This window comes from Bacteroidales bacterium (assembly GCA_029210725.1).
GTDB lineage: Bacteria > Bacteroidota > Bacteroidia > Bacteroidales.
In genome coordinates this window covers 14,233-40,636 of record JARGFM010000018.1, presented here as the reverse complement: position 1 = coordinate 40,636, position 26,404 = coordinate 14,233, and the positions used below count along the sequence as shown (strand labels likewise).

At 50.3% G+C, this 26,404-nt stretch carries 25 protein-coding genes; 15 read left to right on the top strand and 10 right to left on the bottom strand.

The window, feature by feature from the left end; translation table 11 throughout:
- Positions 1–36: 36 nt before the first annotated feature.
- The 4 genes from P1P86_11225 to P1P86_11210 are packed head-to-tail and all read right to left on the bottom strand — an operon-like array spanning position 37 to position 4,330.
- Positions 37–1,224: a class I SAM-dependent rRNA methyltransferase gene (locus tag P1P86_11225; GenBank protein MDF1575748.1), complete on the bottom strand. Its 1,188-nt coding sequence runs from the start codon at positions 1,222–1,224 to the stop codon at positions 37–39.
- A gap of 4 nt (positions 1,225–1,228) precedes the next feature.
- Positions 1,229–1,807, bottom strand: a complete 579-nt coding sequence (locus P1P86_11220) for a 3'-5' exonuclease domain-containing protein 2 (GenBank protein ID MDF1575747.1) — start codon at positions 1,805–1,807, stop codon at positions 1,229–1,231.
- Positions 1,807–2,355: a DUF5063 domain-containing protein gene (locus tag P1P86_11215; GenBank protein ID MDF1575746.1), complete on the bottom strand. Its 549-nt coding sequence runs from the start codon at positions 2,353–2,355 to the stop codon at positions 1,807–1,809. Before P1P86_11215 ends, P1P86_11220 begins: the two co-directional genes overlap by 1 nt.
- A 37-nt stretch (positions 2,356–2,392) precedes the next feature.
- Positions 2,393–4,330 (bottom strand): RecQ family ATP-dependent DNA helicase, encoded by a 1,938-nt coding sequence (locus P1P86_11210; GenBank protein MDF1575745.1) that lies wholly within the window; start codon positions 4,328–4,330, stop codon positions 2,393–2,395.
- 27 nt (positions 4,331–4,357) lie between these two features.
- Here P1P86_11210 and guaB point away from each other — a divergent pair, with 27 nt between their 5' ends.
- Genes guaB through P1P86_11185 form a run of 5 tightly spaced genes read left to right on the top strand, consistent with a single transcriptional unit; the run spans position 4,358 to position 11,592 of the window.
- The gene (gene guaB / locus P1P86_11205; GenBank protein MDF1575744.1) at positions 4,358–5,827 is read left to right on the top strand and encodes an IMP dehydrogenase; all 1,470 of its coding nucleotides are present in this window, start codon (positions 4,358–4,360) and stop codon (positions 5,825–5,827) included.
- Positions 5,828–5,873: 46 nt separating this feature from the next.
- A complete protein-coding gene (locus tag P1P86_11200; GenBank protein MDF1575743.1) occupies positions 5,874–7,829 on the top strand; it encodes a peptidylprolyl isomerase in 1,956 nt (651 codons plus the stop codon).
- A gap of 2 nt (positions 7,830–7,831) precedes the next feature.
- Positions 7,832–8,683 carry a peptidylprolyl isomerase gene (locus P1P86_11195; protein ID MDF1575742.1) on the top strand — a complete coding sequence of 284 codons (852 nt, stop codon included), beginning with the start codon at positions 7,832–7,834 and terminating at the stop codon, positions 8,681–8,683.
- Between the two features lie 39 nt (positions 8,684–8,722).
- A complete protein-coding gene (locus P1P86_11190; GenBank protein MDF1575741.1) occupies positions 8,723–10,063 on the top strand; it encodes a peptidylprolyl isomerase in 1,341 nt (446 codons plus the stop codon).
- Positions 10,060–11,592 (top strand): OstA-like protein, encoded by a 1,533-nt coding sequence (locus tag P1P86_11185; protein MDF1575740.1) that lies wholly within the window; start codon positions 10,060–10,062, stop codon positions 11,590–11,592. The genes P1P86_11190 and P1P86_11185 overlap by 4 nt, the downstream gene beginning before the upstream one ends.
- 17 nt (positions 11,593–11,609) lie before the next feature.
- Here P1P86_11185 and P1P86_11180 read toward each other — a convergent pair whose 3' ends face one another.
- The 4 genes from P1P86_11180 to P1P86_11165 all read right to left on the bottom strand — a co-directional run bounded on the left by P1P86_11180 (position 11,610) and on the right by P1P86_11165 (position 13,922).
- Positions 11,610–11,831, bottom strand: a complete 222-nt coding sequence (locus tag P1P86_11180; protein MDF1575739.1) for a DUF2795 domain-containing protein — start codon at positions 11,829–11,831, stop codon at positions 11,610–11,612.
- 64 nt (positions 11,832–11,895) lie between these two features.
- A complete protein-coding gene (locus P1P86_11175) occupies positions 11,896–12,438 on the bottom strand; it encodes a cob(I)yrinic acid a,c-diamide adenosyltransferase (GenBank protein ID MDF1575738.1) in 543 nt (180 codons plus the stop codon).
- 11 nt (positions 12,439–12,449) lie between these two features.
- Positions 12,450–13,148: an ABC transporter ATP-binding protein gene (locus P1P86_11170; protein MDF1575737.1), complete on the bottom strand. Its 699-nt coding sequence runs from the start codon at positions 13,146–13,148 to the stop codon at positions 12,450–12,452.
- A 57-nt stretch (positions 13,149–13,205) separates the two neighbouring features.
- Positions 13,206–13,922, bottom strand: coding sequence for a class I SAM-dependent methyltransferase (locus tag P1P86_11165; protein ID MDF1575736.1), 717 nt, complete (start codon positions 13,920–13,922; stop codon positions 13,206–13,208).
- Positions 13,923–13,967: 45 nt separating this feature from the next.
- Here P1P86_11165 and recG point away from each other — a divergent pair, with 45 nt between their 5' ends.
- The gene (gene recG / locus P1P86_11160; GenBank protein MDF1575735.1) at positions 13,968–16,070 is read left to right on the top strand and encodes an ATP-dependent DNA helicase RecG; all 2,103 of its coding nucleotides are present in this window, start codon (positions 13,968–13,970) and stop codon (positions 16,068–16,070) included.
- Here recG and P1P86_11155 read toward each other — a convergent pair.
- Complete coding sequence (locus P1P86_11155; protein ID MDF1575734.1) at positions 16,067–17,131, bottom strand: FISUMP domain-containing protein; 1,065 nt, start codon at positions 17,129–17,131, stop codon at positions 16,067–16,069. The genes recG and P1P86_11155 overlap by 4 nt on opposite strands.
- A 182-nt stretch (positions 17,132–17,313) precedes the next feature.
- Here P1P86_11155 and P1P86_11150 point away from each other — a divergent pair, with 182 nt between their 5' ends.
- The 8 genes from P1P86_11150 to P1P86_11115 all read left to right on the top strand — a co-directional run bounded on the left by P1P86_11150 (position 17,314) and on the right by P1P86_11115 (position 23,835).
- Positions 17,314–17,730 (top strand): SoxR reducing system RseC family protein, encoded by a 417-nt coding sequence (locus P1P86_11150; GenBank protein MDF1575733.1) that lies wholly within the window; start codon positions 17,314–17,316, stop codon positions 17,728–17,730.
- The gene (locus P1P86_11145; GenBank protein MDF1575732.1) at positions 17,727–18,593 is read left to right on the top strand and encodes a Fe-S cluster domain-containing protein; all 867 of its coding nucleotides are present in this window, start codon (positions 17,727–17,729) and stop codon (positions 18,591–18,593) included. The genes P1P86_11150 and P1P86_11145 overlap by 4 nt, the downstream gene beginning before the upstream one ends.
- Before the next feature lie 23 nt (positions 18,594–18,616).
- Entirely contained in the window at positions 18,617–19,951 is a 1,335-nt protein-coding gene (gene rsxC, locus P1P86_11140) for an electron transport complex subunit RsxC (GenBank protein MDF1575731.1), read from the top strand.
- Between the two features lie 18 nt (positions 19,952–19,969).
- Positions 19,970–20,962 (top strand): RnfABCDGE type electron transport complex subunit D, encoded by a 993-nt coding sequence (locus P1P86_11135; GenBank protein ID MDF1575730.1) that lies wholly within the window; start codon positions 19,970–19,972, stop codon positions 20,960–20,962.
- Positions 20,955–21,536, top strand: coding sequence for an RnfABCDGE type electron transport complex subunit G (locus P1P86_11130; protein MDF1575729.1), 582 nt, complete (start codon positions 20,955–20,957; stop codon positions 21,534–21,536). The genes P1P86_11135 and P1P86_11130 overlap by 8 nt, the downstream gene beginning before the upstream one ends.
- 1 nt (position 21,537) lies before the next feature.
- On the top strand, positions 21,538–22,125 hold the full coding sequence (locus tag P1P86_11125) for an electron transport complex subunit E (GenBank protein MDF1575728.1): 588 nt from the start codon (positions 21,538–21,540) through the stop codon (positions 22,123–22,125).
- Between the two features lie 2 nt (positions 22,126–22,127).
- On the top strand, positions 22,128–22,700 hold the full coding sequence (gene rsxA, locus P1P86_11120) for an electron transport complex subunit RsxA (protein MDF1575727.1): 573 nt from the start codon (positions 22,128–22,130) through the stop codon (positions 22,698–22,700).
- A gap of 487 nt (positions 22,701–23,187) precedes the next feature.
- Positions 23,188–23,835 carry an HD domain-containing protein gene (locus P1P86_11115; protein ID MDF1575726.1) on the top strand — a complete coding sequence of 216 codons (648 nt, stop codon included), beginning with the start codon at positions 23,188–23,190 and terminating at the stop codon, positions 23,833–23,835.
- 44 nt (positions 23,836–23,879) lie between these two features.
- Here P1P86_11115 and P1P86_11110 read toward each other — a convergent pair whose 3' ends face one another.
- Positions 23,880–25,235, bottom strand: a complete 1,356-nt coding sequence (locus P1P86_11110; GenBank protein MDF1575725.1) for a BamA/TamA family outer membrane protein — start codon at positions 25,233–25,235, stop codon at positions 23,880–23,882.
- 102 nt (positions 25,236–25,337) lie between these two features.
- Here P1P86_11110 and P1P86_11105 point away from each other — a divergent pair, with 102 nt between their 5' ends.
- A complete protein-coding gene (locus P1P86_11105) occupies positions 25,338–26,393 on the top strand; it encodes a hypothetical protein (GenBank protein MDF1575724.1) in 1,056 nt (351 codons plus the stop codon).
- The last annotated feature ends 11 nt before the right edge of the window (positions 26,394–26,404 follow it).

Here is a 26,404-nt window from a genome sequence, read left to right as displayed (position 1 = left end):
TGCTGCCAGTTTATAGACGAGCAAATCTTTGAAATGTTACTCCACCTCCAAAACCAGCCCTTTCAGATACTCCCCTTCGGGATGAAAAATACTGACCGGGTGATCGGGTGGCTGAGAAAGCTGATGCAGAATACGAGCATTCCTCCCCGCATTCGCCGCGGCCACAAAAACCGACTTCCGGAAATTTTCCCGGCTAACTGCCTGGGAGCAGCTGAAAGTAAAGAGGATCCCGCCCGGGGCTATTGCCTCAAAAGCCCTTTGATTCAGACGCTTATATCCCTGTAATGCATTACTGAGCACATTCTGATGCTTGGCAAATGCAGGAGGATCGAGGATCACCAGGTCGTAGGATTCCTTCATATCCTTAAAGTAGCTGAAAGCATCCACGGCAAAAGCCTGGTGGCGGGTATCGCCCGCAAAGTTTATCCCGACATGCTCCCTGGTCAGGTCGATGGCCTTCCCGCTGCTGTCCACGCTATGGACCAGCCGGGCGCCTCCCCCCAGGCCATAAATGCTGAATCCTCCCGTATATCCAAACATATTAAGCACTTTTCGCCCTTCAGAGTAGTTGCCAACCAGGAGGCGATTTTCGCGCTGGTCAATAAAGAAACCCGTTTTCTGGCCCTCTACCCAGTTCACCCGGAAACGGTAGCCATTCTCCAGCACCTCTCCATGCTCGTGTTTACCCAAAAGTAAGCCGGACTTCCCCGAAACTCCCGGCTTATCAGGCAGGCTTGCTTCACTCTTGTTATAGATGGTATGCAACTTTTCCCCTGCCACCCTTTTCAGGGACTCCACGATGGCATCCAGGTTCCGGAACATCCCAATGGAGTGCATCTGAATTACGGCCACCCCGGCATAATAATCCACGATAAGGCCGGGCATCCCGTCACCCTCTGCATTGATCCACCTGAAAACATTGGTCCGGGAACTGCCTGTCAGATCGAGGTTCTCCCTCAGCCTCCAGGCATTACTAATCTTCCGGTCCCAGAAATCCTGGTCTGTCACCACCGTTTCAAAACTGATCACCCGTACCGCGATGGAGCCCTGCTGATAGTGTCCCGAAGCCAGAAATTCATCATGATTGTCGTAGACATCAACAAGTTCACCCTCCCGGGCGGCCCCCTGTATCTTTTTGATAGCACCGGAAAATACCCAGGGATGGAATCTTCTGAGAGACTGATCCTTGCCCGATTTCAATATGATTCTTGTTCGCTCGCTCATCTTCTTATTCTATGGATGCCCTCAGACTGTTGTATATCATCAGGCAAATCCAGGCATCTGTGGCAGCATAGCGCAACTGGGCCTCGCTTAATACATCTGCATCCCAGTTAGATACCTGTTGTGATTTTGATATGCGCCTGTTCAGCACGATCCCGCTAATTTTTTTTAATCCCTTTTCGTCAATCCGGAAGGCCTGCACATATTGCTGAAGATCCAGGAACCCCTTGGGTTCAAATTGAAAGTCGGCCCGAAGTCTTCTCAGATCATCCTGCAGGCCCAGGCCAATCTTCAGGGGAATCTCCCCGGAAAGCAGATCCAGGAGCTTCCCCGGATAGCCGATCCGGTTCACCCGCAGGATCCACGCCCGATCCAGTGATGATATCTGGATAAGTGAAGTGGGATAGAACTTGCCCTTCTTAAAGGAGGGCCTGGTCTCCGTATCAAATCCCAGAACCGGCTGCCGGGCAATTTGCCCGATCTCCTGCTCAAAAGCCTTTCTGGAGTCGATCAGATAAATGGGCCCCTCATACTGGATCAGTTCCAATGCTGCCACCTCCTCTTTACTTATCTCACTTTGAAACATCACTCTTTTTCATTAGGATCAACACCCGACACGTATAATTCATGCAGCGCCTGCAGGGCCCGTAGTAATTTTGCCCCCCAGTGTTCATTAAACCTTACTTTCAGCTCCCAGGCAGCATCATTCATCAACTCCTCCATCCCCAGACTATAGCTGTAGATAAAATCCCGGAGCTCCTGGTACAGGTCGGCCACATCCTCCGAAATGGTATGATTCACCAGTTCGGAACGGTCATACTCCTCCTCCCTGGCCATGCGGAGTATGTCATTGTGCGGGCCCAGGATCAGGGAGACCCGTTGAAACAGGGCCGACCACTCCTGTTCTGTGACCGTAGGTTCAGCGGGAGATTCCATGACCGGTTCGGTTTCACCGGTGAATAAAAAGGTGGAGTACACCGTGGACAGATGCTCAAGCGAGACCTTCATAAATTCCCTTCCCTCGCTGCCTTGCAACTGTTCCAGGAAGGTACAGAAAGCATTGGCCGCCCTGACAAACTCCACCATTTCCGGGGAGTAAACAAAATTATGAACCGGAGTAGCTTCTTCCTGCATGGGACAAAGATAGATAAAAGAGTGAAAACCGGACAGACTAAACCTTCCAGATGAAGCTCAGGTCCTTCTTGCGGGAAACTTTCCCCTGGTCCACCAGCCATTCTGTCACCCTGGCCACTTTCCTTGGATCCACACCGGTCTGTTGCGACAGTTCGTCCAGAAAAAGCGGATGCTCCGAAAGCCGAGTGGCTATGACTTCAACAATAGCCTTAAACTCATCACTGCCGGGCTGCAGTTGTTCCTCATCCCTGCATACATCGCAGCGTCCGCAGCGCGGGGTGTCAAACTGACCAAAATAGCTCAACAGAAACTGGTTCCTGCAAATGGTTCCGGAGGAAGCATAACGAAGCATCTCCCTGATGCGTTTCTCATAACGCTCCTTTCTGAAGTTGTAACGGTCCTGGGCGATCAGGAGATTCTTATCTTCCAATCGTTCTTCCAGAAAAGTAATAACCGGAACCTCTTTCCGTGGAATATAATGAATAATCTGCCGCCTGGAAAGGGCCTTCAGATAGCTGTATACCTTTTCAACGGGGAGCCCGGACCGCTTGGCCAGGGCCGACTCATCTATCTTTACAAACTGTGAAAAGAGACCGCTGTAGGATCGAAGCAGGAGTTTAGTAAAGCCGTCAAATTCTGCGTTTTTCACCTGGAAGGAATAAAGCTCATCCCGTTCCACACCAAACTTGATCCTTGAGGGATTGTAAAACGCCTCTGTAAGCACCAGGTAACCCTCCCTGGCAAGTATCTGGAGGGAGCTGTGAGCCACCATGGCACTGAACCTGTAGAGGTGAAGGAATTCACCTAACTCAAAATCGTATTGCTGTCCCCTGCCGCTGCCAAGCGGGATCTGCAGGTAGTTGCACAAGGCTCTGTATACTTCACGAATCTTGGGGATACCCGGAAAGCTGACCGCAATGCGCTGTTCAAGCACTCTTTTATCAGTCTCATTGAACAGCAGAACAGCACAGGAGTATTTCCCGTCGCGACCAACCCTTCCCGCCTCCTGGAAATAAGCCTCCGGACCGTCCGGCAGATCCATATGAATCACAAAACGAACATCGGGTTTATCAATCCCCATTCCAAATGCATTGGTGGCTACCATCACCCTGAAGCGGTCCTGCATCCAGTGTTGCTGTCTCTCGTCTCTGTCAGCCTGTTTCAGTCCGGCATGGTAGTAAGCAGCGCTTATGCCATGTTCAGAGAGTAAGCGGGAGAGCTCCCTGCACTTTTTCCGGTTCCTGGTATACACGATCCCGCAGCCCTCCTGTTCCCCTGCAAGTTTCAGCAGTTCCCTGCTTTTGTCTGCCGTTTGCACCACCAGGTAAGCCAGATTCTCCCTGTTGAAACTTTTTTGCATCAGATTCTTCTGCCTGAATCCCAGGCGATCCTGAATATCCTCACACACTTCCGGAGTGGCTGTGGCTGTAAGTGCCAGTACAGGCACCCCTTCAAGCAACTCCCTCAGGGAGCTGATTTCCAGGTAGGACGGCCTGAAATCATAGCCCCACTGGGAAATACAGTGGGCCTCATCCACGGCAATCAGATTGACATTCATATCCTTGACCCTGGCACGGAACATCCGGGTACCCAGGCGTTCAGGTGAAACATAGAGAAATTTATACCCGCCATAGACACAATTGTTCATCGCGACATCAATTTCATAAGCGCTCATTCCGGAATGGATGGCAAGAGCCTTGATTTTCCGTCCCTGCAGATGGTCCACCTGATCCTTCATCAATGCAATCAGGGGTGTAATGACCAGACAGATACCTTCCATCAGCAGAGCCGGAACCTGGAAGGTCAGAGACTTTCCTCCCCCGGTGGGCATAAGGGCCAGGGTATCCTTTTCAGACAGGATGGAAAGGATGATCTCCTCCTGCAGGGGCCGGAATTTATCATAGCCCCAGATGGCCGATAAAATCTGGTGAATCTCCTCACGATCTGCTAAGCTTTTTTTTTGTAATTTTGCCACATTTAAAAATAACCAAATTATCATACAATGTCGTTTGCCCAGGATAAAATTACCGCGGAAGGATTAACCTTTGATGACGTGTTGCTACTGCCCGCTTTCTCCAAGGTTCTTCCCAGGGAGGTAGATATTAAATCCCGCTTCTCCAGGAACATTACCCTGAATACACCCATCGTGTCGGCTGCCATGGATACAGTTACCGAGGAGAAACTGGCCATTACCATAGCACGTGAAGGGGGTATCGGGGTGATTCATAAGAACATGCCCCTGAAAGAGCAGGCCAGGCAGGTTAAAAGGGTGAAACGTGCCGAGAGTGTGATGATTCACGAACCCATCACCATTAAGAAAGAGGGTACGGTAAGGGATGCTCTGAACCTGATGAAGGAGTATAAGATCGGGGGAATCCCGGTAGTGAACGATGATGGGGTCCTGATCGGCATTGTCACCAACCGCGATCTCCGCTTCCAGCAGGATATGGAATGTGTCATCGAGAAGGTGATGACCGTAAAAAACATTATAACAACCACCCGGAACACGGGGCTGGCCGAAGCTGCCATGATCCTCCAGGCCCATAAGATTGAGAAGCTTCCTGTGGTGGATGAAAACCACAAGCTGATCGGACTGATCACTTACAAGGATATCACCAAGTCCAAGGACCGTCCCAACTCCTGCAAGGATAACAAAGGCCGCTTACGCGTAGCCGCTGCTGTAGGGGTCTCGTCGGATATACTTGAGCGGGTGGCCGCCCTGAAAGAAGCCGGGGTCGATGCCATTGTCATTGATACGGCCCATGGTCATCATATCGGAGTGCTGAAGAGTCTGAAGAAAGTAAAGAAGAAGTTCCCCGATCTGGATGTGGTAGTGGGCAATGTGGCCACTGCCTCAGCTGCCCGGGCTCTGGTCGGGGCCGGAGCAGACGGCGTCAAAGTGGGCATCGGTCCCGGATCCATCTGCACCACCAGGATTATTGCGGGAGTTGGAGTTCCTCAGCTGACTGCCATTTTCGATGTGGCCAAGGCCCTCGAAGGTACAGGGGTCCCCGTAATCGCAGACGGAGGGATCAGGTACTCTGGTGATATCGTCAAAGCACTGGCAGCAGGAGCCAGCTCCATCATGGCCGGATCGCTTTTTGCCGGGGTGGAGGAGTCGCCGGGAGAAACCATCATCTACAACGGCCGGAAATACAAATCTTACCGGGGGATGGGTTCCCTGGAAGCCATGCAGCATGGCTCCAAGGACCGTTATTTCCAGGACATGGAAGAGGACATTAAAAAGCTGGTTCCGGAAGGGATCGCCGCCCGGGTCCCATTCAAAGGAGGCCTGTCCGAGGTAATTTATCAGATGATTGGCGGATTGCGGGCCGGTATGGGCTATTGTGGTGCTGCCGATATCCCTGCCCTGCAAAAGGCTCAATTTGTCCGCGTCACCAATGCAGGCATCCAGGAGAGCCACCCGCACGATGTCACCATCACCCGGGAGGCCCCTAATTACAGCAGATAATATATAGGCCTGGCACTCGTTCTATACTAAACAAAACAAAATAGGAATGAAAAAGAGTATGCTCTTGTTGATCTTTGCTCTGTTTATTGTTTCCGGAGTGTTTGGACAGGTATCCCCGGTTTTACTAAATATCGGAGATGAGGAAGTAAGCCTGGAGGAGTTTGAACGGATCTACCGGAAGAATAACAATGAAAGCTCCCTGAACAGGCAGGATCCCGGGGAATACCTGGAGCTCTATATCAATTTCAAGATCAAGGTAAAAGAGGCCGAAGCGCTGGGGATGGATACCACTGCCAAATTCATCCATGAACTGGAAGGTTACCGGAAACAGCTGGCCAAACCCTACCTGGTGGATGAGGCCGCCAAAGAGGAGATGATGCGGGAAGCATACGAATGGTCCAGATATGATATTCGTGCCAGTCACATTCTCATCCGGCTGAATGAAAGCCCATCCCCGGAAGACACCCTGGCCGCCTACGGGAAGATCATGGAGATCAGGACCCGGATTGCCGGCGGGGAGCCCTTTGACCTGGTAGCCAGAGCTACTTCTGAAGATGCCACGGTCCAGCAAAATGGTGGTGACCTGAACTGGTTCACCGCTTTTTCCATGGTCTATCCCTTCGAAAAAGCTGCATATAGCACCCCGGTGGGACAGTTAAGCATGCCCTTTCGCACAAACTATGGATATCATATTATCCAGGTCCATGATAAAAGACCGGCCCGGGGAAGCATAAAAGTTGCTCATATCTTTATCCGTACACCTGCGAATGCCGGGGAAGAGCAGAAAAAAGAGGCCTATGAAAAAATACAGATGGTCTATGACAGCCTGCTGATGGGAAGCAGTTTCGGGGACCTGGCCATGCATCATTCAGATGACAGAAGCTCTGCCCGGACAGGTGGGGAGATTCCCTGGTTTGGAACTGGACGGATGATCCCGGAATTCGAAAATGCCTGTTTTGCTCTTGAGAAAAAGGGAGACTACTCCAAACCATTTAAAACTTTTTATGGATGGCATATTGTCAGGCTGATCGACAAAAAAGAGATTGGCAGTTATGAGGAGATGAAGCCGGAGCTGCAGCAGAAAATCGACCGGAGCGATAGAAATGCGGCCCGGTCGGACAGGTTTATCGCATCGCTCAAGAGGGAGTATGATTACAGCGAGAATCCGGAAGCTCTGGAAGTTATATACCAGGCTGTTGATTCGACCCTGCGGCTCGGAACCTGGAAAGCGGGAGCATTAAAGAGCCTGAAAAGCCCCCTGATAAAGATCGGGGAGCAGGAGGTTCTGACTGGTGAATTTGCCGGATACATGGAGGAGAAGCAGTACCAGGGAAAAGCCAGAGATCCGAAGGTATGGGTGGATATGCTTTTTAAGAGCTTTTCCGATGAGTTTGTTCTGGCCTATGAGGAAAAGAGGCTTCCCGGGAAGTACCCGGATTTCAGGTATATTTATCAGGAGTATCACGATGGGATCCTGCTTTTCGATATCATGGATCAAAAGGTGTGGTCTCAGGCTGTTGCTGATACGCTCGGCCTGGAAAACTTCTTCAAACAACACCGGAGAGACTATATGTGGAAGGAGCGGACAGAAGCCTATATCCTTGAGTGCAGCAGCGGCACAGATCTTTCAGGAGTCAGGAGTGCCCACAGGAAGATTGCCAAAGGCAAACTGGATCAGGAAAAGCTGAACGAAAAATATTGCAATTCGGATTCCATCCCCTGCATCAGTCTGACACACTACCTGGTTGAAAAGGGTGAAAATGAGTTGATTGATGACCAGAACGGTAAAAAAGGACCCGGACCCCTTATAGAGAATGAAGGAAAAAGCATCTTTGTAATCGTGCAGGGAGTTCGCTCGCCCGAACCAAAAAAACTGGAGGAGGTACGCGGACAGGTCACCTCGGACTACCAGGAATACCTGGAGGACGAATGGTTGAAAACTCTGAAGGAGAAGTACCCGGTACAAGTGAACCAGGAATTGCTCAACAAGATAAAACCGTAAGGATGAGGAGTCTGATACCTTTACTGGCGATCTGCTTATTCCTGCTCCAGGCTTGTACGCTCTTTAAGGAAAATAACCAGGAGGAGCCGGTAGCCCGTGCTTTTGAGCAGTACCTCTACCCTTCCGACCTGCAAAAGGTCATTCCCTCCGGGACTCAAACACAGGACAGCGTACAAATGGCCAAACGCTACATCGAAACCTGGGTGAAAGACCAGCTTATGAAGCACCGGGCCGAAGAGTCCCTGAGCGAAGAGCAGATGGATTTTAAAAAGCAGATTGAGGAATACCACCGCTCCCTCCTGATTTACACCTATCGCCAGAAACTGCTTCAACAGAAGATGGATACCACGGTAAATGAAAGTGAAATACGGGCCTATTACGAGGAGAATCCCAATAACTTCCTGCTGGACCGGAATGTGATTAAAGGCACCTTTGTTAAAATCCCCCTTTCTGCCCCCCGGCTTGATCAGCTTAGGCGCTGGTCGTGGAATAACCGGGAGGAGGATCTGGATCAGATGGAGAAGTATTGCCTGAGCTATGCAGAAAAGTACAGTAATTTCAATGATACCTGGATTGATTTCGAGTCTGTCAGAGAGCAATTGCCCATACGGATCTCAGATCCTGTCAGTTACCTCAGAAGCTACCGCAATATCGAAAGAACGGATTCGCTCTACAGGTATCTGGTGCATCTCAGTGATTACCTGACCGTGGGTGAGTTGGCACCGATGGATATGGTTAAAGATGACATCACCACTATTATCCTGAATAAGCGAAAAATCCAGTTTATTAAAGATCTGGAGCACCGGGTATATACCGATGGTGTAACCAGGAATCAATTTGAAATATACCGGTAAGAGAGAAAACGTCCAATAGAATAAACTAAATAATTACTTGTGAAAAAAAGAGTTACTTATATATTGCTGGGAATACTCCTTTCATGGAATGCGCTGGCCCAGCCGCTGGTTATTGACAGGGTCGTCGGAGTGGTGGGCGATTTTCATATCCTCCAGTCTGATATAGAGCAGGAGTACCTTCAGATGAAAATGTCGGGACAGTATGTAAATTCAGATGTTCGCTGCAATATCTACAATCATTTTATCGAGCGGAAACTTCTGATGGCCCAGGCCAAGATAGATAGTGTGGAAGTGGGGCCAAGCCTGGTGGAGCTGCAGATGGAATCACGCCTGGACTATTTTATCAGTCAGTTTGGAAGCGAGGAGGAGATGGAAGACTATTTCAGTAAATCCATTTTTGATATCAAGGACGATCTGCGGGAGGCAATCCAGGAGCAGATGATCACCGATGATGTCAAAAGAACCATAGTGGCAGACGTCACCACCACTCCTTCCGATGTGAAAAGTTTTTACCGTTCCCTGCACCCCGACAGTATACCCTATATCAACACAGAGGTGGAGCTGGCCCAGATAGTGGCTTATCCCCAGTATAGCGAAGAGGCCGTTTTTGAGGTAAAGGAAAGGCTGCTTGAACTTCGCAAACGTGTACAGGAGGGAGAAGATTTCGGGACACTGGCCATTCTTTATTCAGAAGCGCCTGAAGCTGCCCGCCGGGGGGAGCTCGGATTTATGATGCGTTCACAGCTGGATAAGGCCTATGCCGATGAAGCCTGGTCGATGAAGCCCGGACAGGTTTCCAAAATTGTAGAAAGCTCTTTTGGCTTCCATATTATTCAGATGATTGAGCGGAGAGGCGACAGGGCCAATACAAGGCACATTCTGATGAATCCGAAGGCCGATGCCAATGCCAAGCAGAAAGCCATTGCCAAGATGGATAGCCTGAAAATGGTGATTGAAGCAGACTCTATCTCCTTTGATTGGGCTGCCAAACGATATTCTGAGGATCCGCAAACAAGTGTGAACGGTGGATTACTTGTAAATCCGCAGACACAGGCCTCCTCCTTTGAGCTGGACCAGCTTCCCACCAAGGAATACTATATGATCCGGAACATGCAGGTGAAAGATCTTTCCGAGCCCTTTGAATCGACCGATCAGAATTATAAGCTGTGCTATAAAATGCTTTACCTGAAATCGAGGACCGAGCCACATCGTGCCAATCTGAAGCAGGATTACATGCTCCTGCAGAATATGGCCCTGGCCTATAAGAACAACGAAGTGATGAAGGCCTGGTATGAAGAGAAAAAAGAATCCACCTACATCCGAAGAGATCCTGCATTCAGAGATTGCGATAACAGCGGCCAGCTTAGCAGCCAGAAATGATCCTGTCCCGGTATAAGCGATCCTTCGGTTTCAGCCTGCTTATACTAAGCATACTGGACCCCGCATCCATGGTATGGGGACAGAAAGTTACTACCCTGGAGATCCTGAATGCCGATCTCACAGCCTTCGATGTGAATATCGGGAAAGATGCCCGGAAACTGATTGGCGATGTACGCTTAAAACACGAAGACGTGGTGATGACCTGCGATTCAGCCTATTTCTATCCGGCCACCTCCTCCGTGGATGCCTTCAGTCGAGTGCGGGTGCAACAGGCCGATACCCTGACTCTTACAGGCGACCTGGCCTATTATAACGGGATAAGCCGGCTGGCCCGTGTCAGGAACAATGTGAAGCTGGTAAATAAAGATATGACCCTGCTGACCGACTCTCTCAACTATGACCGGGATGCAGGTATCGCCTACTATATGGGAGGGGGCGTTCTTACTCAGGAGGACAGCAGGCTAAGCAGCGGCCGGGGACGCTTCATTTTGGATACGGAAATATTTTTCTTCATGGATTCCGTGGTCATCACAGCCCCGGACTACTCCATCCATACCGACAGCATGAAATATGATACCCGGACAGAGATCTCCTATTTTAGCGGTCCCACGGAGATCACCGGGGAGGAGCGATATATATACTGTGAAAACGGATGGTACGACACCAGGCAGGATATCTCCTACGTGACCGACCATGCCTATATGGAAGAGGGGGGCCGGATCCTCAAAGGAGATACTCTGTACTATGAGGCTGAACAGGGATTCGGCAGGGCCAACTCCAATGTGGAACTGATCGACACAGCCGAAAATATGACTTTGAAGGGTAACTTCGGACTCTACTACAGGGATCAGGAGACCGCCATGGTCACCGATAGCGCCCTGATGATCAAGGTCGATGGCTCCGACACCATGTACATTCATGCAGATACACTGCACTCCTTGCAGAATCCGGTAATCGAGGAGCAGAGCAGAATCCTGAAGGCCTATTATAAAGTGAAGATATTCCGTTCCGACCTGCAGGTGATGTGCGATTCGCTGGTTTATGTGGAAGCGGACAGCCTGTTTGACTTCTACGGGGAACCGGTACTCTGGTCTGATGAAAACCAGCTGACTTCTGCTCAGATGAGAATTTATATGGCAGACCAGAAACTCGATCGTATGGAACTCAGCGGGATCGCCTTTGTGGCCTCTCAAAAAGATTCGGTTAAATTCGATCAGATGAGAGGCAAAGAGATGACCGGCTATTTCGTGGAGAACAAACTGGACAGGTTACTGGTGAAAGGAAACGGTCAGACCATCTACTATGCGACCGATGAGGATATCATCGTGGGAGCCAATAAAACAGAATGTTCAGATTTAACCATCTATCTGCATGATAATCAGATATCAAAAGTGGTTTATATCACCCAGCCCAAGGGAACGTATTATCCATTGGACAAGTTTCCTGCAGGAGAAGCACTTCTGAGTGATTTCAAATGGCTTGACAAATGGCGCCCTCTGCGATGGGAGGATGTGTTTATCTGGAAATAAAAGGCAGCAAACAAGGATTAATATTCATCTTCATTAAAAAAGAAGTCATCTTTGCTGGGATAATCGGGCCATATATCTTCTATACTTTCATAAACATCACCTTCGTCCTCAATTTCCTGAAGGTTTTCAATAACTTCCATAGGAGCACCTGATCTGATAGCAAAATCTATCAACTCCTCTTTTGTTGCAGGCCAGGGCGCATCTTCCAGTTTTGAAGCTAATTCCAGGGTCCAGTACATCTACGTTTTGTTTATGTATTATAAGCTGCCTTAAAAGCCGCAAATATAAAAAAAAATTCAATTCCTACAAGCCCGGATTCCAGGCTTGCTGTTTGACCCCGGTAAGCTGAGCAATTTTGCGGGAAAGCACGAAAAAATAGTCAGAAAGGCGGTTATAAAAACGAAGGATGTCTTCCTGGATATTAACATCCTGGGCGAGCTTCAGAATGCACCGCTCGGTCCGCCTGCAAACAGTCCTGGCAATATGTGCCTGTGAAACGGCCTGGTTTCCGCCGGGCAAAATAAAGTGGCGCAGCGGTTCCAGCGAAGCGTCCATTTCATCGATCCTCTCTTCCAGGAAAATGACCTGTTCATCTCCTACCACGGGGAGCTCCACGGGACAATCGTCACAGTCGGCTGCCAGTACCGAGGCTGTGGCCATCTGAATATTTAAAATGGTCAGCAACTCTTCCCGGATTTGTTCATCGGCTACCAGATCGCGCAACAGGGTGGTATGGGCCATCAGTTCGTCCACCGTGCCATAAGCCTCAATGCGGGAATGATACTTGGGTACCCTGCGTCCGCCGATAAGAGAAGTTTTTCCTTTATCGCCACCCTTGGTATAAATCGTTGATTTTTTTATGTCCGGGGAGTTTTATTGATCTCTATCTTATCGATCTTCCCGTCAAGCAACCTGATGATCCGGTGGGCATAGCGGGCAATATCCTCCTCATGGGTCACCAGGATAATGGTATTTCCCCTCCGGTGAATATGACCAAACAGTTCCATGATATCCACCGAGGTTTTGGAATCCAGATTTCCTGTAGGTTCATCGGCCAGGATAATGGAAGGATCGTTCACCAGGGCACGGGCCACTGCCACCCTTTGACGCTGTCCGCCCGATAACTCATTGGGCTTATGGTCCATCCTGTCGGCCAGCCCTACTTCAGTCAGTGTCTGGGTGGCCCTTGCCGAACGTTCCGATTTAGGAACTCCTGCATAAATCAGCGGAAGCATCACATTCTCCAGTGCCGTATACCTGGGCAGCAGATTGAAAATCTGGAAAATAAACCCGATTTCCATGTTTCTGATCTCTGCCAGGCGGTTATCGTCCATTTTACTCACATCTGTTCCGTTCAGAATATACTCCCCGCTGGTAGGGGTATCCAGGGCTCCCACCAGGTTCATCAGGGTAGACTTCCCTGAACCGGAGGGCCCCATGATCGCCACATACTCATTTTTCTTGATATCAATATCTACCGAACGCAGTGCTTCTACGGTAATCGAACCTATATAGTAGTTCTTGACAATCTTATCCAGACTGATAATTGTTTCCATATTAAATTAATTGATGACGAAAATACATATTATAAGAAGATATTTTTCATAAAAGGTTTAAAACTTGATTTTTATTTCTGTTTTATTCAGGTCTTTTCTAGTTAGCAGAACTCCCATATGAAACAGGTCAATACTTACTCGCACCTCCGGCCAGGAAAGCACTTCCTTCCATGCCCGCTGCATTCCCCTTGACCAGAAAATATCATCCAAAACAATCACCGATTCCTCCCCGGCCCTGTCGATCAGCTTCCGGATATAAGCCACAGTGGGTTCATAGTGATGGTTACCATCCACAAAAGCCAGGAAACGCGGAGGAAGCAATGTCAGGATATCCTCCAGTTTCTCCTCCATCTCACCCCAGTGGATGGAAACCGGTCCCGGAGCGCACCTGCAGATCAGCTGCGCTGCCAGTGCGGCCCGCTCTTTATCCTGTTCAATCGAGTGCAGGGGAGTTTCGGGCGACCCCGATGAAAGATAGATGGTGCTGATGCCTGCGCCGGTACCCAGTTCAACAATCATCCCGGGCCGGAACCACCTGCTGATCCTGTAAAGGAGAAAGCCGGATTTCCCGGAAACAGAGGAGCGCCTGACAAAAGCGCTTTCCGAACGAAGCTTAAGATGCCTGGCAGCAATGGCCGAAGGCAACTGATAAGCCTTTGAATTGAAGAGCACGCCGTTCACAAATTCAAACAGGTAAGGGGAATGAATTCCGTGCCCCTTCCGGTGCCTCCTGTGAAACAGATGCCATATGTATTTGAATATTCGCCAGGCCATGGCTCATTTCTGCAAAATGCTAATTTTACATAAATTGCTTCACGCATGCAACAATATCTTCAGCAGGACATTCAATTTCTTCCGGGGGTGGGCCCCAAACGAGCCGATCTGCTCAGAGAGGAGCTGAATATTCATAAGGTTGAAGACCTGCTGACCTGCTATCCTTACCGCTATGTGGACCGTAGCCGCTTCTACAAGATCTCGGAAATAAACCCGGATATGCCTTTTATCCAGATCAAGGGCAAAATTCGGAGCTATGCCGCCATCGGAAAGGGAAAAGGCAAAAGACTGGTAGCCGATTTTGCAGATGATAGCGGGAATCTGGAACTGGTCTGGTTCAGAGGGGCCAAATGGATTCCGGAAAACTACCCGGTGGGCAAAGAGCTGGTGGTATTTGGAAGACCCTCCCTTTACCAACAAAGAATAAATGTGGTTCACCCGGAACTGGAAGATCCCGAAAAAAAACATGTGCTCAGTTCCAGGCTGCAGGCGGTCTATTCCACCACTGAAAAACTGAAGAATAACTATCTCACTTCCAAGGCAATCAGTAAGCTGATGGCCAACCTGATCAAAGGGCTTCCCGGAAAATTTGAAGAGACCCTTCCTGCCTGGCTTTTACAGAAGCTGCACCTGGTTACTCTGGACACCGCCATGCGCCAGATCCACTTTCCTGATGCCACTGAGCAGTATAAGAGGGCCGAACTTCGTCTTAAATTCGAGGAACTCTTTTACATCCAGTTACATATCCTTCACGGAAAGACAGAACGAAACAGACGTTTCCGGGGAAATATTTTCAAAACCGTGGGCGAAGGTTTTAACACCTTTTACAGGGAACACCTTTCATTTGAGCTGACAGAGGCACAAAAAAAAGTGATGAAGGAAATCCGGAGAGATATGGGATCGGGGCGACAGATGAACCGCCTGTTGCAGGGGGATGTGGGAAGCGGGAAGACCCTGGTGGCGCTGATGTCCATGCTGATAGCCATAGACAATGGTTACCAGGCCTGTCTGATGGCCCCCACGGAGATCCTCGCCCAGCAACATTACAAGAGTATCAGCGATTTCCTGAATGGTATGGATGTGCGGATAGAGCTGCTGACCGGATCGGTCCGGAAGGCCAGACGGGGACCTATCCATGAAGCATTGCTGGATGGTACTCTGAATATCCTTATTGGTACGCATGCCCTGATCGAAGATGCGGTTCAGTTCAGACAGCTGGGACTGGTGGTGATCGATGAGCAACACCGCTTCGGGGTTGCCCAGAGGGCCCGGCTCTGGAAAAAGGCCGATGTCCTCCCCCACGTGCTGGTAATGACCGCCACCCCCATCCCCCGGACTCTGGCCATGACCCTCTATGGGGACCTGGATGTATCGGTGATCGATGAACTGCCGCCAGGCAGAAAACCTGTTATCACCCGTCATTCTTATGATTCCAAAAGACTGATGGTCTTTGGATTTTTAAAGAAACAGCTGGCACTGGGCCGTCAGGCCTACATTGTCTACCCCCTGATCAAAGAGTCCGAATCGCTCGATTACAAGGACCTGGAGGACGGACTTGAAAGCATCTCCCGGGCCTTCCCCCCGCCCCGGTACCAGGTAAGTGTGGTTCACGGAAAGATGAAGCCGGAGGAAAAGGAGGCCTCCATGGCTCATTTCGTGGCCGGGCGCACGCATATCATGGTCGCCACCACCGTGATAGAGGTTGGGGTGGACGTCAGCAACGCCACCATCATGATCATTGAGAGTGCCGAACGCTTCGGACTGTCCCAGCTGCACCAGCTCCGGGGCAGGGTGGGACGGGGTGCCGAACAATCTTATTGCATCCTGATGTCGGGTTATAAACTGTCGGATGAGGGAAGAAAACGCATTGAGACCATGGTGCGGACCAACGATGGATTTGAGATCGCCGAAGTGGACCTGAAGCTGCGCGGACCGGGCGATATTGAAGGAACCCAACAAAGCGGCATTCCCTTCAACCTGAAGATTGCCCACCTGGGCCGGGATACCCAGATCCTCCACCTGGCAAGGGATACAGCGGAGCTGATTATCGGGGAGGACCCCGGCCTGAAGCTCGAAAAAAACTACATCTTTGCCAAGCATATCAAAAAAGGGAATCCTTCTCGGATCGACTGGGGAAAAATCAGCTAGACGGCATCCTTCACACAACGAACCGAGAACCCCTGGTTCTTGAAATTATACTGGCGATAGACCGATTGATAGTTGTAATACAGGGTCCGGTACCACGCTTTATCCGTTCCGCTCTCATCACTCGCGGTCCAGAAGGTGGCATAATGACCCAGGCTGTAAAACACTCCCTTGTTGCCCCGGAATCCTCCCGGAACAGCAGTAAATCCGCTTGAATTAGAGGCTCCAGCATTGGGCATTTCCCATTTGGAAAAGCCGATCTCCTTCAACTGGCCGCCCTCATCGCTGCCCCGCCAGTCATATCTGTCAGCATCCTCCGGGCTCATGCCCAGGAAGCTCTCAAGCACTTTCCACTCTGCATCACTGGGCAGGTGCCATCCATCCGGACAAACCCCCTGAATTCCGCTGGGAAGGGTTTGACTCCCCGGAAAGCCATTCATTGCTGCCGCCCAGGTGTACAGGGCACCCGTGGTATCCCCGTAAACACTCTGATTATCATACCAGCAATAGGCTTTTGCATCGGCTGACAGCGCTTCCCATTCCGACTCACCGGTGACCAGTGGAATGGCGCTACCATCTGCGTACTTAGTCACCTTCAGATTTTCTGCCATCCATATCTGCTGGCCAATTTCGATGGTCCCGTAACTGTTCCCATCCATGTCACTGACTGTTCCATAGCTAAGAGCGGGGTTAAATCCCCCGGGGCTATCCACCAGTACCGTGATATTATCAGCGACAGAGGCATCCTCATTATCTCTGGCGGTTGCACTCAGGACATAGCCTGCCACCTCCCTGCCGGCGGTAGACCAGGCATAAACCAGCGAAGAGGCTTCTGCACTGGCTACCTCTTCTCCTTCGATATAGATAGTGACCTCCTTGACAGAACCATCCACATCCCCGGCCTCTGCCCGGATGTTTACCGTCTCTCCCTGCATGATGGTTGATCCATCTGCAGGGTACACCACTTCAACCGTGGGAGTCTCATTCTCCTTTTCACTGCAGGCGAAAAGAAGTATCCAGGGGATCACATACACCACTTTCAGGGCCCTTCTCAATTTTCTCATAACTCAAGGTTTTATCAGACACTCCCGGTCTCAGCTCTCTGTTCACTCAAAAACTGCGCCAAATTAAGAAGAATAATTCAAAAGGAACCATAACTATTTATATCCAGAATAAATAACTCTTAAAAAAGATTAATATGACCTTCAGCAGGTGAGATTTATCCAACATCAATAATTTTGTGCTCATGATTGAGCACGAGGGGATCATCGAGCATATTGACGGCGACCTGGCACATGTCAGGATAAACAGTGTCTCTGGCTGCGCCGGCTGCCATGCCAAAGGGGCCTGCAGCGCGGCCGGCCAGGAGGAAAAGTACCTGGACGTTCCCCTGCATGGCACTCCGTACAAACAGGGTGATCCTGTTTTTGTTCAGGTGGCAAAACACCTGGGATTCAAGGCTGTATTGCTGGCTTATGTCTACCCCTTCCTTTTGCTGATGGCCGTGCTTATCGGCCTGCTGTCCGGAGGGGTGGAAGAAATGAAAGCAGGTGCTACGGCCCTGCTGTCCATCATTCCTTACTACCTCTTGCTCTACCTGTTCCGGAACCGTTTATCCAGGTCTTTTACTTTTAGCATAAAGAAAACACTCACTGTGCAATGAGCCAGATTATCATCTATACCATTATCACGCTGGTTGCCATAGGGTCTGCCGCCGCCATTATTCTGTACTTTGTAGCCCGGAAGTTCAAAGTATATGAGGATCCCCGCATCGATGAAGTGGAAGAGGCCCTCCCCGCAGCCAATTGCGGCGGATGCGGATTCCCCGGTTGCCGCAATTTTGCGGAAACACTGGTAAAGTCGGAATCCTGGGACAATCTGTTCTGCCCGGTTGGAGGCAATGAAACCATGGCCAGGGCTGCTGCCATACTGGGAAGAGAAGCCGTCGAACAGGCGCCAAGGGTGGCAGTGGTCCGCTGTAATGGCACTCCGGAATTCAGGCCCAGGGTCACAGAATACGACGGGGCCCCCACCTGTGCCATTGCCCACAGTCTGTTCACAGGCGAGGGCGGATGCCCATATGGCTGCCTGGGAAACGGAGATTGTGTGGTGGTTTGCAACTTTGATGCGATCCACATGGATCCCCTAACCGATCTTCCTGTGGTGATTGATGATAAATGCACCGCCTGCGGGGCCTGTGTGGAAGCCTGTCCCAGAAATATTATCGAGCTCCGGAAGAAAAACAAAAAGGACCGGAAGATATTTGTAAGCTGCATCAACGAGGAAAAAGGTGCAGTGGCAAAGAAAAACTGCAGTGTGGCCTGTATCGGATGCTCCAAATGCTTTAAGGTTTGTAAGTATGATGCCATCACCATGGAGAACAACAAGGCATTTATCGATTCCGACAAATGCGTATTGTGCCGAAAATGTGTGGCGGAGTGCCCGACCAATGCCATCCTTGAGCTGAATTTTCCGCCTCCCAGGCAGAAGGAGCCGGTAGAAGTGAGCGAAACGGAAAACAAATAGAGCGCATATAAACAGACTATTCCATGAGTCTCAGAACATTTTCCAGGGGTGGAGTGCATCCCCCCGAACATAAACTATCTGCGGGAAATAAAATCAAAGAACTTCCGCCACCGGAGATAGTTGTAATACCCGTTTCGCAACACCTGGGGGCACCAGCCAAAGTGCTTGTAAATCGGGGCGAACAGGTGAAGGTGGGACAGCTGATCGCTGAATCCGGCGGGTTTGTTTCTACCAATATCCACTCTTCGGTTTCAGGGAAAGTACTGAAAGTAGACGAGTTTATGGACAGCTCCGGCTACCGGAAAATGGCGGTGCAGATTCAGGTGGAGGGCGATGAGTGGCTGGAGACCATCGACCGCTCCGATGACCTGGTACGAAATTCGGTCCTTCCTGCGGAAGATATCCGCAAGAAGATTCTGGAAGCGGGAATCGTGGGACTGGGAGGAGCCACCTTCCCCACCCATGTCAAGCTGATGGTCCCGCAGGGGAAAACTGCTGAATACTTGATTATCAACGGAGTGGAGTGTGAACCCTACCTGACGGCCGACCATTCTCTGATGTTAGAGCGTAGTGAAGAGTTATTCTCAGGAATTCAGCTGTTGATGAAAGGACTGGGCGTGGAAAAAGCCATTATCGGAATCGAGAACAACAAGCCGGATGCCATCGAAAAGATGAAAAAGGTGGTGGAGGGAAGCCGTATCCGTGTCCAGGGCCTGAAAGTAAAATATCCCCAGGGAGGTGAAAAACAGCTGGTCCAGGCTCTGTTGAAGCGGGAGGTACCCTCGGGCGGACTGCCCATTGATGTGGGAGTAGTGGTATTCAATGTAGGTACGGCACTGGCGGTCTATGAAGCTGTCATGAAGAACCGCCCCCTGATTGACAGGGTGGTCACTGTCACCGGAAAGTCCCTGAAAAAACCTTCCAATTTTTTGGTCAGGATCGGGACTCCCGTCTCTGTCCTGGTGAAAGAGGCAGGAGGCCTGCCCGAACATACGGCCAAGGTGATCAATGGGGGCCCCATGATGGGAAAAGCTTTCTCCACCCTGGATATCCCTGTCGTAAAAGGGAGTTCGGGGATACTCCTGATAGACGAGCAGGAGGCCCGGAGGAAAGAGGTAAAGCCCTGTATCCGTTGTACAAAGTGCTTAAGTGTTTGTCCCATGGGGCTTGAGCCCTACCTGTTGATGAACCTGTCGGAAAAGAGTCTTTTTGAACGCATGGAGCCGGAAAAGGTCCTGGATTGCATCGAATGTGGAAGCTGCAGTTATACCTGTCCCTCCTCGAGACCCCTGCTCGACTATATCCGGCTTGGAAAAGCCGAAGTCGGTAAAATCAAAAGAGCACGCAAAGCTGTTTAAGAAATCATATACACAAAGATGAATAAATTCATTGTATCACCATCCCCCCATACCTATACGGGCGAGTCGGTCCCAAAACTGATGTATGGGGTGATTATTTCCCTGCTTCCGGCCCTGGCCGTATCGGTCTGGTTTTTCGGCATCGGGATGATCATTGTCACTTTCGTTTCGGTGGCGTCCAGCATCTTGTTCGAATACCTGATCCAGCGGTACATCCTTAAGGTGAAGCCCACCCACCTGGATGGTTCAGCCCTGCTTACCGGCTTATTGCTGGCCTTCTGTCTACCGGCCATAATACCCTTTTGGATGGTAATGATCGGGGCTCTTGCAGCCATCGGGATCGGCAAGATGACCTTCGGAGGACTGGGGAACAATATTTTTAATCCTGCCCTGGTGGGCCGTGTGTTCCTCTTTATTTCTTTCCCGGTGGCCATGACCTCCTGGCCCGAACCGGGACAGTGGATGCATTACACCGATGCAGTGACCGGAGCCACACCGCTGGGTTTAATGAAAGAGGGACTTGCAAACCGGACAGTGGGTGAGATTATGCCCGAGCTGCCCTCCTTCCTTCACCTCCTGGTGGGGAGGACCACGGGCTCTGCCGGGGAAGTCTCCGCCCTGGCCCTGCTGCTGGGTATGCTCTACATGATGTACCGGAAAATAATCTCCTGGCACATTCCGCTTACGATCCTGGCCACCGTGGCGGTCTTTACCGGGATTCTCTGGCTGGCTAATCCCGACCGCTTCGCCGATCCGCTCTTCCATCTGCTTACCGGGGGACTTTTGTTGGGGGCCATTTACATGGCCACCGATTATGTCACCTCCCCCATGACCCGCAAGGGCATGATTATCTACGGGGCGGGGATCGGGATCGTGACGGTGCTGATCCGCGTCTTCGGGGCCTATCCCGAAGGAGTACAGTTTGCCATTCTGATCTTTAACGGGTTCACACCGCTGATCAACAAATTCGTCAAACCTTTACGTTTTGGGAAGGAGGTGAAACATGGCTAAAAAGGAATCCACATTTCTGAGTATGGTGGCCACCCTTTTTGTGGTTACCCTGGTGGCAGCCGGACTCCTCGGTTCGGTCTTTGCCCTCACCAAAGAGCCCATCCGTCTGGCCGAACTGAAGAAGAAGAACGAGGCCATTCAGGTGGTGGTCCCCGGATTTGACAACGAACCCTCGCAGGAGGTGGAACGGATGTTTTTGGATGGGGACAGCATCTACCTCTACACGGCCCGGAAAGGGGAGGAAGTACTGGGGACCGCTGTGGAAACCTTTACCAACCAGGGATTCAGCGGGCAATTCAAACTGATGGTGGGTTTTGCCCCGGACGGCTCCATCATCGATATTGCCGTGATCAAGCATGCAGAGACACCGGGACTGGGCGATAAGATGGAGAAGGACAAGAGTGATTTCAGTGTGCAGTTTATGGGCAAGCACCCCGATAGTTTTAATCTGGCGGTTAAAAAAGACCGGGGCGATGTGGATGCCATTACAGCCTCCACCATCACCTCCCGGGCCTACTGCGATGCAGTGAAACGTGCCTACGCCGTATTTATGGAAAGTCAAAACAAGAACTGATATGAGCCAGTGGAAAAACTTTAGCAAAGGATTTATCAAGGAGAATGCGGTATTCGTCCTGTTCCTGGGATTGTGTCCCACCCTGGGGGTAACCACTTCGGCCACCAACGGGCTGGGAATGGGACTGGCCACCACCTTTGTGCTGGTGATGTCCAACCTGGTGGTCTCCCTGGTGAAGAATCTGATCCCCGACAAGGTGCGGATCCCCTCCTTTATTGTAATCATTGCCACTTTTGTGACAGTGGTTGAACTGGTGATGAAAGGATATGTCCCCGCCCTTTTCGATGCGCTGGGTCTCTTTATTCCCCTGATTGTGGTCAACTGTGTGGTGCTGGGGCGGGCCGAAGCCTTTGCCTCCAAGAACACCCTCTGGACCTCCATCGTGGACGGAGCTGGAATGGGCCTGGGCTTCACCATGGCACTCACTGTTCTGGGAGCTGTGAGAGAACTGCTTGGCAGCGGGGCCTTTTTTGGAATGAAGCTGATCAGCGGCGATGCCATGCTTCTCTTCATCCTTCCCCCCGGAGCCTTTCTCGCCCTGGGTTACCTGATTGTACTGGCCAACATGATTAAAGAAAAAACCTCCTGACCATGGAATACATACTGATTATCATATCTGCTGTATTTGTCAGCAACATCGTACTCAACCAGTTCCTGGGCATCTGCCCCTTTATCGGGGTTTCCAGAAAAGTGGAGACTGCCATCGGAATGACTGGTGCGGTTACTTTTGTCATGGTCATTGCCACCCTGGTCACCTACCTGATCTATCACTCCGTGCTGGTTCCTCTGGATATTGTCTATATGCGGACCATCACCTTTATCCTGGTGATTGCATCTCTGGTTCAGCTGGTGGAGATCATCCTGAAAAAGATCAGCCCCCCGCTCTACCAGGCCCTGGGGATCTTCCTTCCCCTGATCACCACCAACTGCGCCGTTCTCGGGGTAGCTGTTCTGGCCGTTCAGAAAGACTTCAGCCTCCTGGAAAGCACTGTATTTGCTATTGGTAACGCCATTGGTTTCGGGCTTGCCCTGATTACCTTTTCCGGGATTCGCGAACAGCTGGACCTGCTCAACGTTCCCAAAAGAATGAAGGGGGTTCCTATTGCCTTTATTGTGGCCGGACTGATGGCCCTGGCCTTCATGGGATTTGCGGGGATCGTGTAATTCCTTCTTACAGAAGGTCTTTGATCCGCTGTAAGCGCCCCAGTATTCCACCGAAAAGCAAAAGGAGATGGGTCGCTCCTGGCAGGAATATAAATCAATACGGTATCATTTTTAAGTCATAAGGTGTTTCCCGACACGAATATCTGGTGATACAGGTTATGGCAAATAAGTTCAGACAAAAATCCGGTGCTTAGCGATCGTATCCCTTCCATTCCACCGGATAAGTTCCTATTTGTTTTATGCTCCGTATTGAGTGGCTAAAATCGTGATAATGGGTTTTACCCTAAATACTCTCTGGCTATAACTCAATGATCTGCTGTGCTTAATATAGGAAATAGGTTCTGCCTAATATTTGACCAAAGTTAGGCGCAGCAGATGGAGCTTTTAATCAAAGTAAATATCACGAGAAATAGATTCACCTGTTTCTTTTCTTTTAGTTCCGAAAACTAACGATATTTATCAGCCTGTATCATCAGCAGGCAAATTCATGAACATCATCCGGGATACCATCCAGTTTGTCAAGGAGTCCCTGGCAGGAGCCGAGGGAGGTCATGACTGGCACCACAGCGAACGGGTCATGCTTACGGCCAGGTATATACGGGAACAGGAAGGGAAGGGCGACTTTCTGACCATCGAATTGTCTGCCCTGCTGCATGATATATCGGATGCCAAGTTCAATGGCGGGGATGATGAGGCGGGCAGCCGCCTGGCCGGCGAATTCCTGTTGAAACAGGGGGTGGACAGGGAAAGGGTGGATCATATCCGGCTTATCATTAAAAACATCTCCTACAAGGGCGGATTTGCCCAGGATCAGATCAATACCATCGAGTTCCGGATTGTACAGGATGCCGACCGGCTCGATGCCCTCGGGGCTATTGGAATTGCCAGGGCATTTAATTACGGGGGATATAAGAACCGGCCGATCCACAATCCGGAAGTTCCCCTCCGGGAGTACCACAATTCCGTAAGCTACCATAAATCAGATGCCCCCACCATCAACCATTTCTACGAGAAGCTGCTGAAGCTGAAGGATCTGATGAATACCTCAACGGGCAAGGCTATGGCAGAGGAGCGGCACGAATACATGCTCCAGTTCCTCGACCGCTTTTACAGAGAATGGGATCCGGGTAAATAAACCGTCCGGCCAGGGCTAATCAAAGCGAGCGTTAATAATCCAGGCTAGAACAAGTAGTTCAGGTTAATATATAAGCCTGTATCGCCGTCCGATTTTTTGGCTGCCATGCCATAATCGACCGTTACAATAAAGTTCTGGTTCAGGGCAAAGTGGATTCCCCCCCCGTAACCCACGTGCGGGACCTCTTTGGCATCCAGGTCCAGGATCTGGCCGGGCAGATCGACCGGCAGTACAGCCGGCATATTTGCAGTACTGAAATCATATTTCTGGGTCACCATACCCGCATCCACAAAAGCAGAGAGCGAAATATAAAAATTCTGTTTGAACAGACTCGTCCGGAGGATTTTCCCCCTTAATTCGAGATTTCCAAAAGCAAAGCCATCCCCGACAATCCGGTTGCGCCTCACCCCTCTGACTGTTTTTGAGCCGCCCACCCCGTCTCTGGTCAGCTTCGGGGCCGTTTGAAACATAAAAGGCATCATATAGAAGGGCATTTCACCAGCAATCTTTCCCTGATAGGACAGCCTGTAGGCCAGATTCATCCATTCGGGGATCAGTGTGAAATACTGCCGGTGGGTCAAAATAAGTCTAGCATAGCTATAATCCGTATTACTTAAAAAGCCCGGAACATAGTGTAATTGCATCTCCGACCAGAGTCCGGTGAAAGGATTTGGCTCATTATCACGGGTATCGTAAATAATCCCCCCCTTCAGAATGGTATGATTGCCTCCCCTGGCCTGATCCTCCTTGATCAGTCCCCAGGCCACATAACTGTCATATAAAGAATTGCCCGAAAGCAGGTCTTCCTCTTTTCCTTCATTCAGTTCATCCACATCCACAGCATCAATGGAATTTCCATAATAGGCGATCCCTCCCAGCCAGCGCAACTTCTGCCCGATGATCTCTCCCTGAAAATCGGCTTTAAGGCGTAATAACTGCCTGGAATGCCTGTAAAAAAGGCGATTGGCAAAACCTTCCGAATCGTAGGTGTCTTCAAAATCAAGATCGTAAACAGACTGGTAGCCGTTAAAGCCATAAAAGTCCAGGGCCTTTTCCGTCAGGTAGCTGGCTTCAAACAGGGATCTGATTCCCGGCAAAAGTTTATCGGTCTCATAGGTGATCTGATTAATGCCGTTTCCCTTGGTCGTACGCGACCACTCTAAATACACCGAATGATCGTACTGTGGATAGCGCGATCCATCTCCATACCAGTAAAGGTTAACCAGGGCTCCGTATTTGAAGCCGATATCCGAATCATAGGCTACCACGGGCACTCCGCCCAGGTTAAATCCGGTCTTAATTTTCTCCTCCCTTTTTGTGGAAGTGCTTTCCGCATCCTGTGCGATCATCGGGACGAAAAGGAGCAATAAAAGTACGGTGGAGAAGAGTCGGTTTTTCATAGATGTTGGTTTTGGTCCGGGCAATTTAGGAATAATTTCCAATCGGCCGCCTCAAATGAATCAGATAATTGTGTACTTTTAAGTGACCCTATTTCTAAACAAATGAAGATTATTCGCCCCTTTTTATTCCTGATTCTAACTCTCGCGGGAGCATTATTGCTCTTCCTTCTCTATGCTACCCTGGACGACTATAAGCCCGATGCCGTTAACAACCAGACCATTGAATGCGAGCCGGAAATCTTATCCGACTCTGCAGAACTAAAGCTGCTGATCTGGAACATTGGATACGCCGGTCTGGATGCCTCCATGGATTTCTTTTACGATGGCGGGGAGCAGATGCGTCCGGACAGGGAAGGGGTTACCAGGAATATGGAAGGGATCAGCAACACCCTGGCTCCCTACACCGCTTACGATTTCATCCTTCTGCAGGAAGTGGATCAGGATTCCAAAAGGAGTTATTTTATGAATCAGGTTCAGTCCATACAGGAGCAGTTTCCCGGGCATACCAGCTATTTTGGAACAAACTACGACGTGGGCTTTGTCCCCATCCCTGTCACCGAACCCATGGGAAAGGTAAAATCGGGATTACTGTCCCTTTCTATACAGTGTCCCGGCAGTGTGGAACGACATAGCTTCCCGGGAAACTACAGCTGGCCCGTGAAACTCTTTATGCTGGACCGCTGCTTTCTGGTAAACCGTTACCCCCTTAGTAATCAGAAAGAACTGCTTATTATCAACACCCACAATTCAGCCTACGACGACGGCTCACTCAGAGCTCAGCAGATGTCTTATCTGAGCGATTATCTGCTTACTGAATATAAGAAAGGCAACTACATCATCGTGGGAGGCGACTGGAACCAGACCCCATTCGGACTGAAAGCGGAGCTCCCCTCCCATCGCTTCGATACAGAGAATTTAACCTACATAGATAAGGACTACCCTGCTGCCGGCTGGCACTGGGCTTTCGACGCATACATGCCTACCAACAGGCGCGTTTCCACTCCATATGACAGGTCCAGCACGCTGACCACTGTCATCGATTGTTACCTGGCATCACCCAATGTGGAGTTGCTGGAGGTAAAAGCCATCGACCTGAATTTTCAATACAGCGACCACCAGCCTGTGGAATTACGGGCAAGCTTGTCGCCGGACCACTAAGCTGAACTCCT

Coding starts and splice junctions, on each gene's coding strand:
- P1P86_11225 (MDF1575748.1), bottom strand. CDS start 1,224: ATGAGCGAGCGAACAAGAATCATATTGAAATCGGGCAAGGATCAGTCT.
- P1P86_11220 (MDF1575747.1), bottom strand. CDS start 1,807: ATGTTTCAAAGTGAGATAAGTAAAGAGGAGGTGGCAGCATTGGAACTG.
- P1P86_11215 (MDF1575746.1), bottom strand. CDS start 2,355: ATGCAGGAAGAAGCTACTCCGGTTCATAATTTTGTTTACTCCCCGGAA.
- guaB (MDF1575744.1), top strand. CDS start 4,358: ATGTCGTTTGCCCAGGATAAAATTACCGCGGAAGGATTAACCTTTGAT.
- P1P86_11200 (MDF1575743.1), top strand. CDS start 5,874: ATGAAAAAGAGTATGCTCTTGTTGATCTTTGCTCTGTTTATTGTTTCC.
- P1P86_11195 (MDF1575742.1), top strand. CDS start 7,832: ATGAGGAGTCTGATACCTTTACTGGCGATCTGCTTATTCCTGCTCCAG.
- P1P86_11185 (MDF1575740.1), top strand. CDS start 10,060: ATGATCCTGTCCCGGTATAAGCGATCCTTCGGTTTCAGCCTGCTTATA.
- P1P86_11180 (MDF1575739.1), bottom strand. CDS start 11,831: ATGTACTGGACCCTGGAATTAGCTTCAAAACTGGAAGATGCGCCCTGG.
- P1P86_11170 (MDF1575737.1), bottom strand. CDS start 13,148: ATGGAAACAATTATCAGTCTGGATAAGATTGTCAAGAACTACTATATA.
- P1P86_11165 (MDF1575736.1), bottom strand. CDS start 13,922: ATGGCCTGGCGAATATTCAAATACATATGGCATCTGTTTCACAGGAGG.
- recG (MDF1575735.1), top strand. CDS start 13,968: ATGCAACAATATCTTCAGCAGGACATTCAATTTCTTCCGGGGGTGGGC.
- P1P86_11155 (MDF1575734.1), bottom strand. CDS start 17,131: ATGAGAAAATTGAGAAGGGCCCTGAAAGTGGTGTATGTGATCCCCTGG.
- P1P86_11150 (MDF1575733.1), top strand. CDS start 17,314: ATGATTGAGCACGAGGGGATCATCGAGCATATTGACGGCGACCTGGCA.
- P1P86_11145 (MDF1575732.1), top strand. CDS start 17,727: ATGAGCCAGATTATCATCTATACCATTATCACGCTGGTTGCCATAGGG.
- rsxC (MDF1575731.1), top strand. CDS start 18,617: ATGAGTCTCAGAACATTTTCCAGGGGTGGAGTGCATCCCCCCGAACAT.
- P1P86_11135 (MDF1575730.1), top strand. CDS start 19,970: ATGAATAAATTCATTGTATCACCATCCCCCCATACCTATACGGGCGAG.
- P1P86_11130 (MDF1575729.1), top strand. CDS start 20,955: ATGGCTAAAAAGGAATCCACATTTCTGAGTATGGTGGCCACCCTTTTT.
- P1P86_11125 (MDF1575728.1), top strand. CDS start 21,538: ATGAGCCAGTGGAAAAACTTTAGCAAAGGATTTATCAAGGAGAATGCG.
- rsxA (MDF1575727.1), top strand. CDS start 22,128: ATGGAATACATACTGATTATCATATCTGCTGTATTTGTCAGCAACATC.
- P1P86_11115 (MDF1575726.1), top strand. CDS start 23,188: ATGAACATCATCCGGGATACCATCCAGTTTGTCAAGGAGTCCCTGGCA.
- P1P86_11110 (MDF1575725.1), bottom strand. CDS start 25,235: ATGAAAAACCGACTCTTCTCCACCGTACTTTTATTGCTCCTTTTCGTC.
- P1P86_11105 (MDF1575724.1), top strand. CDS start 25,338: ATGAAGATTATTCGCCCCTTTTTATTCCTGATTCTAACTCTCGCGGGA.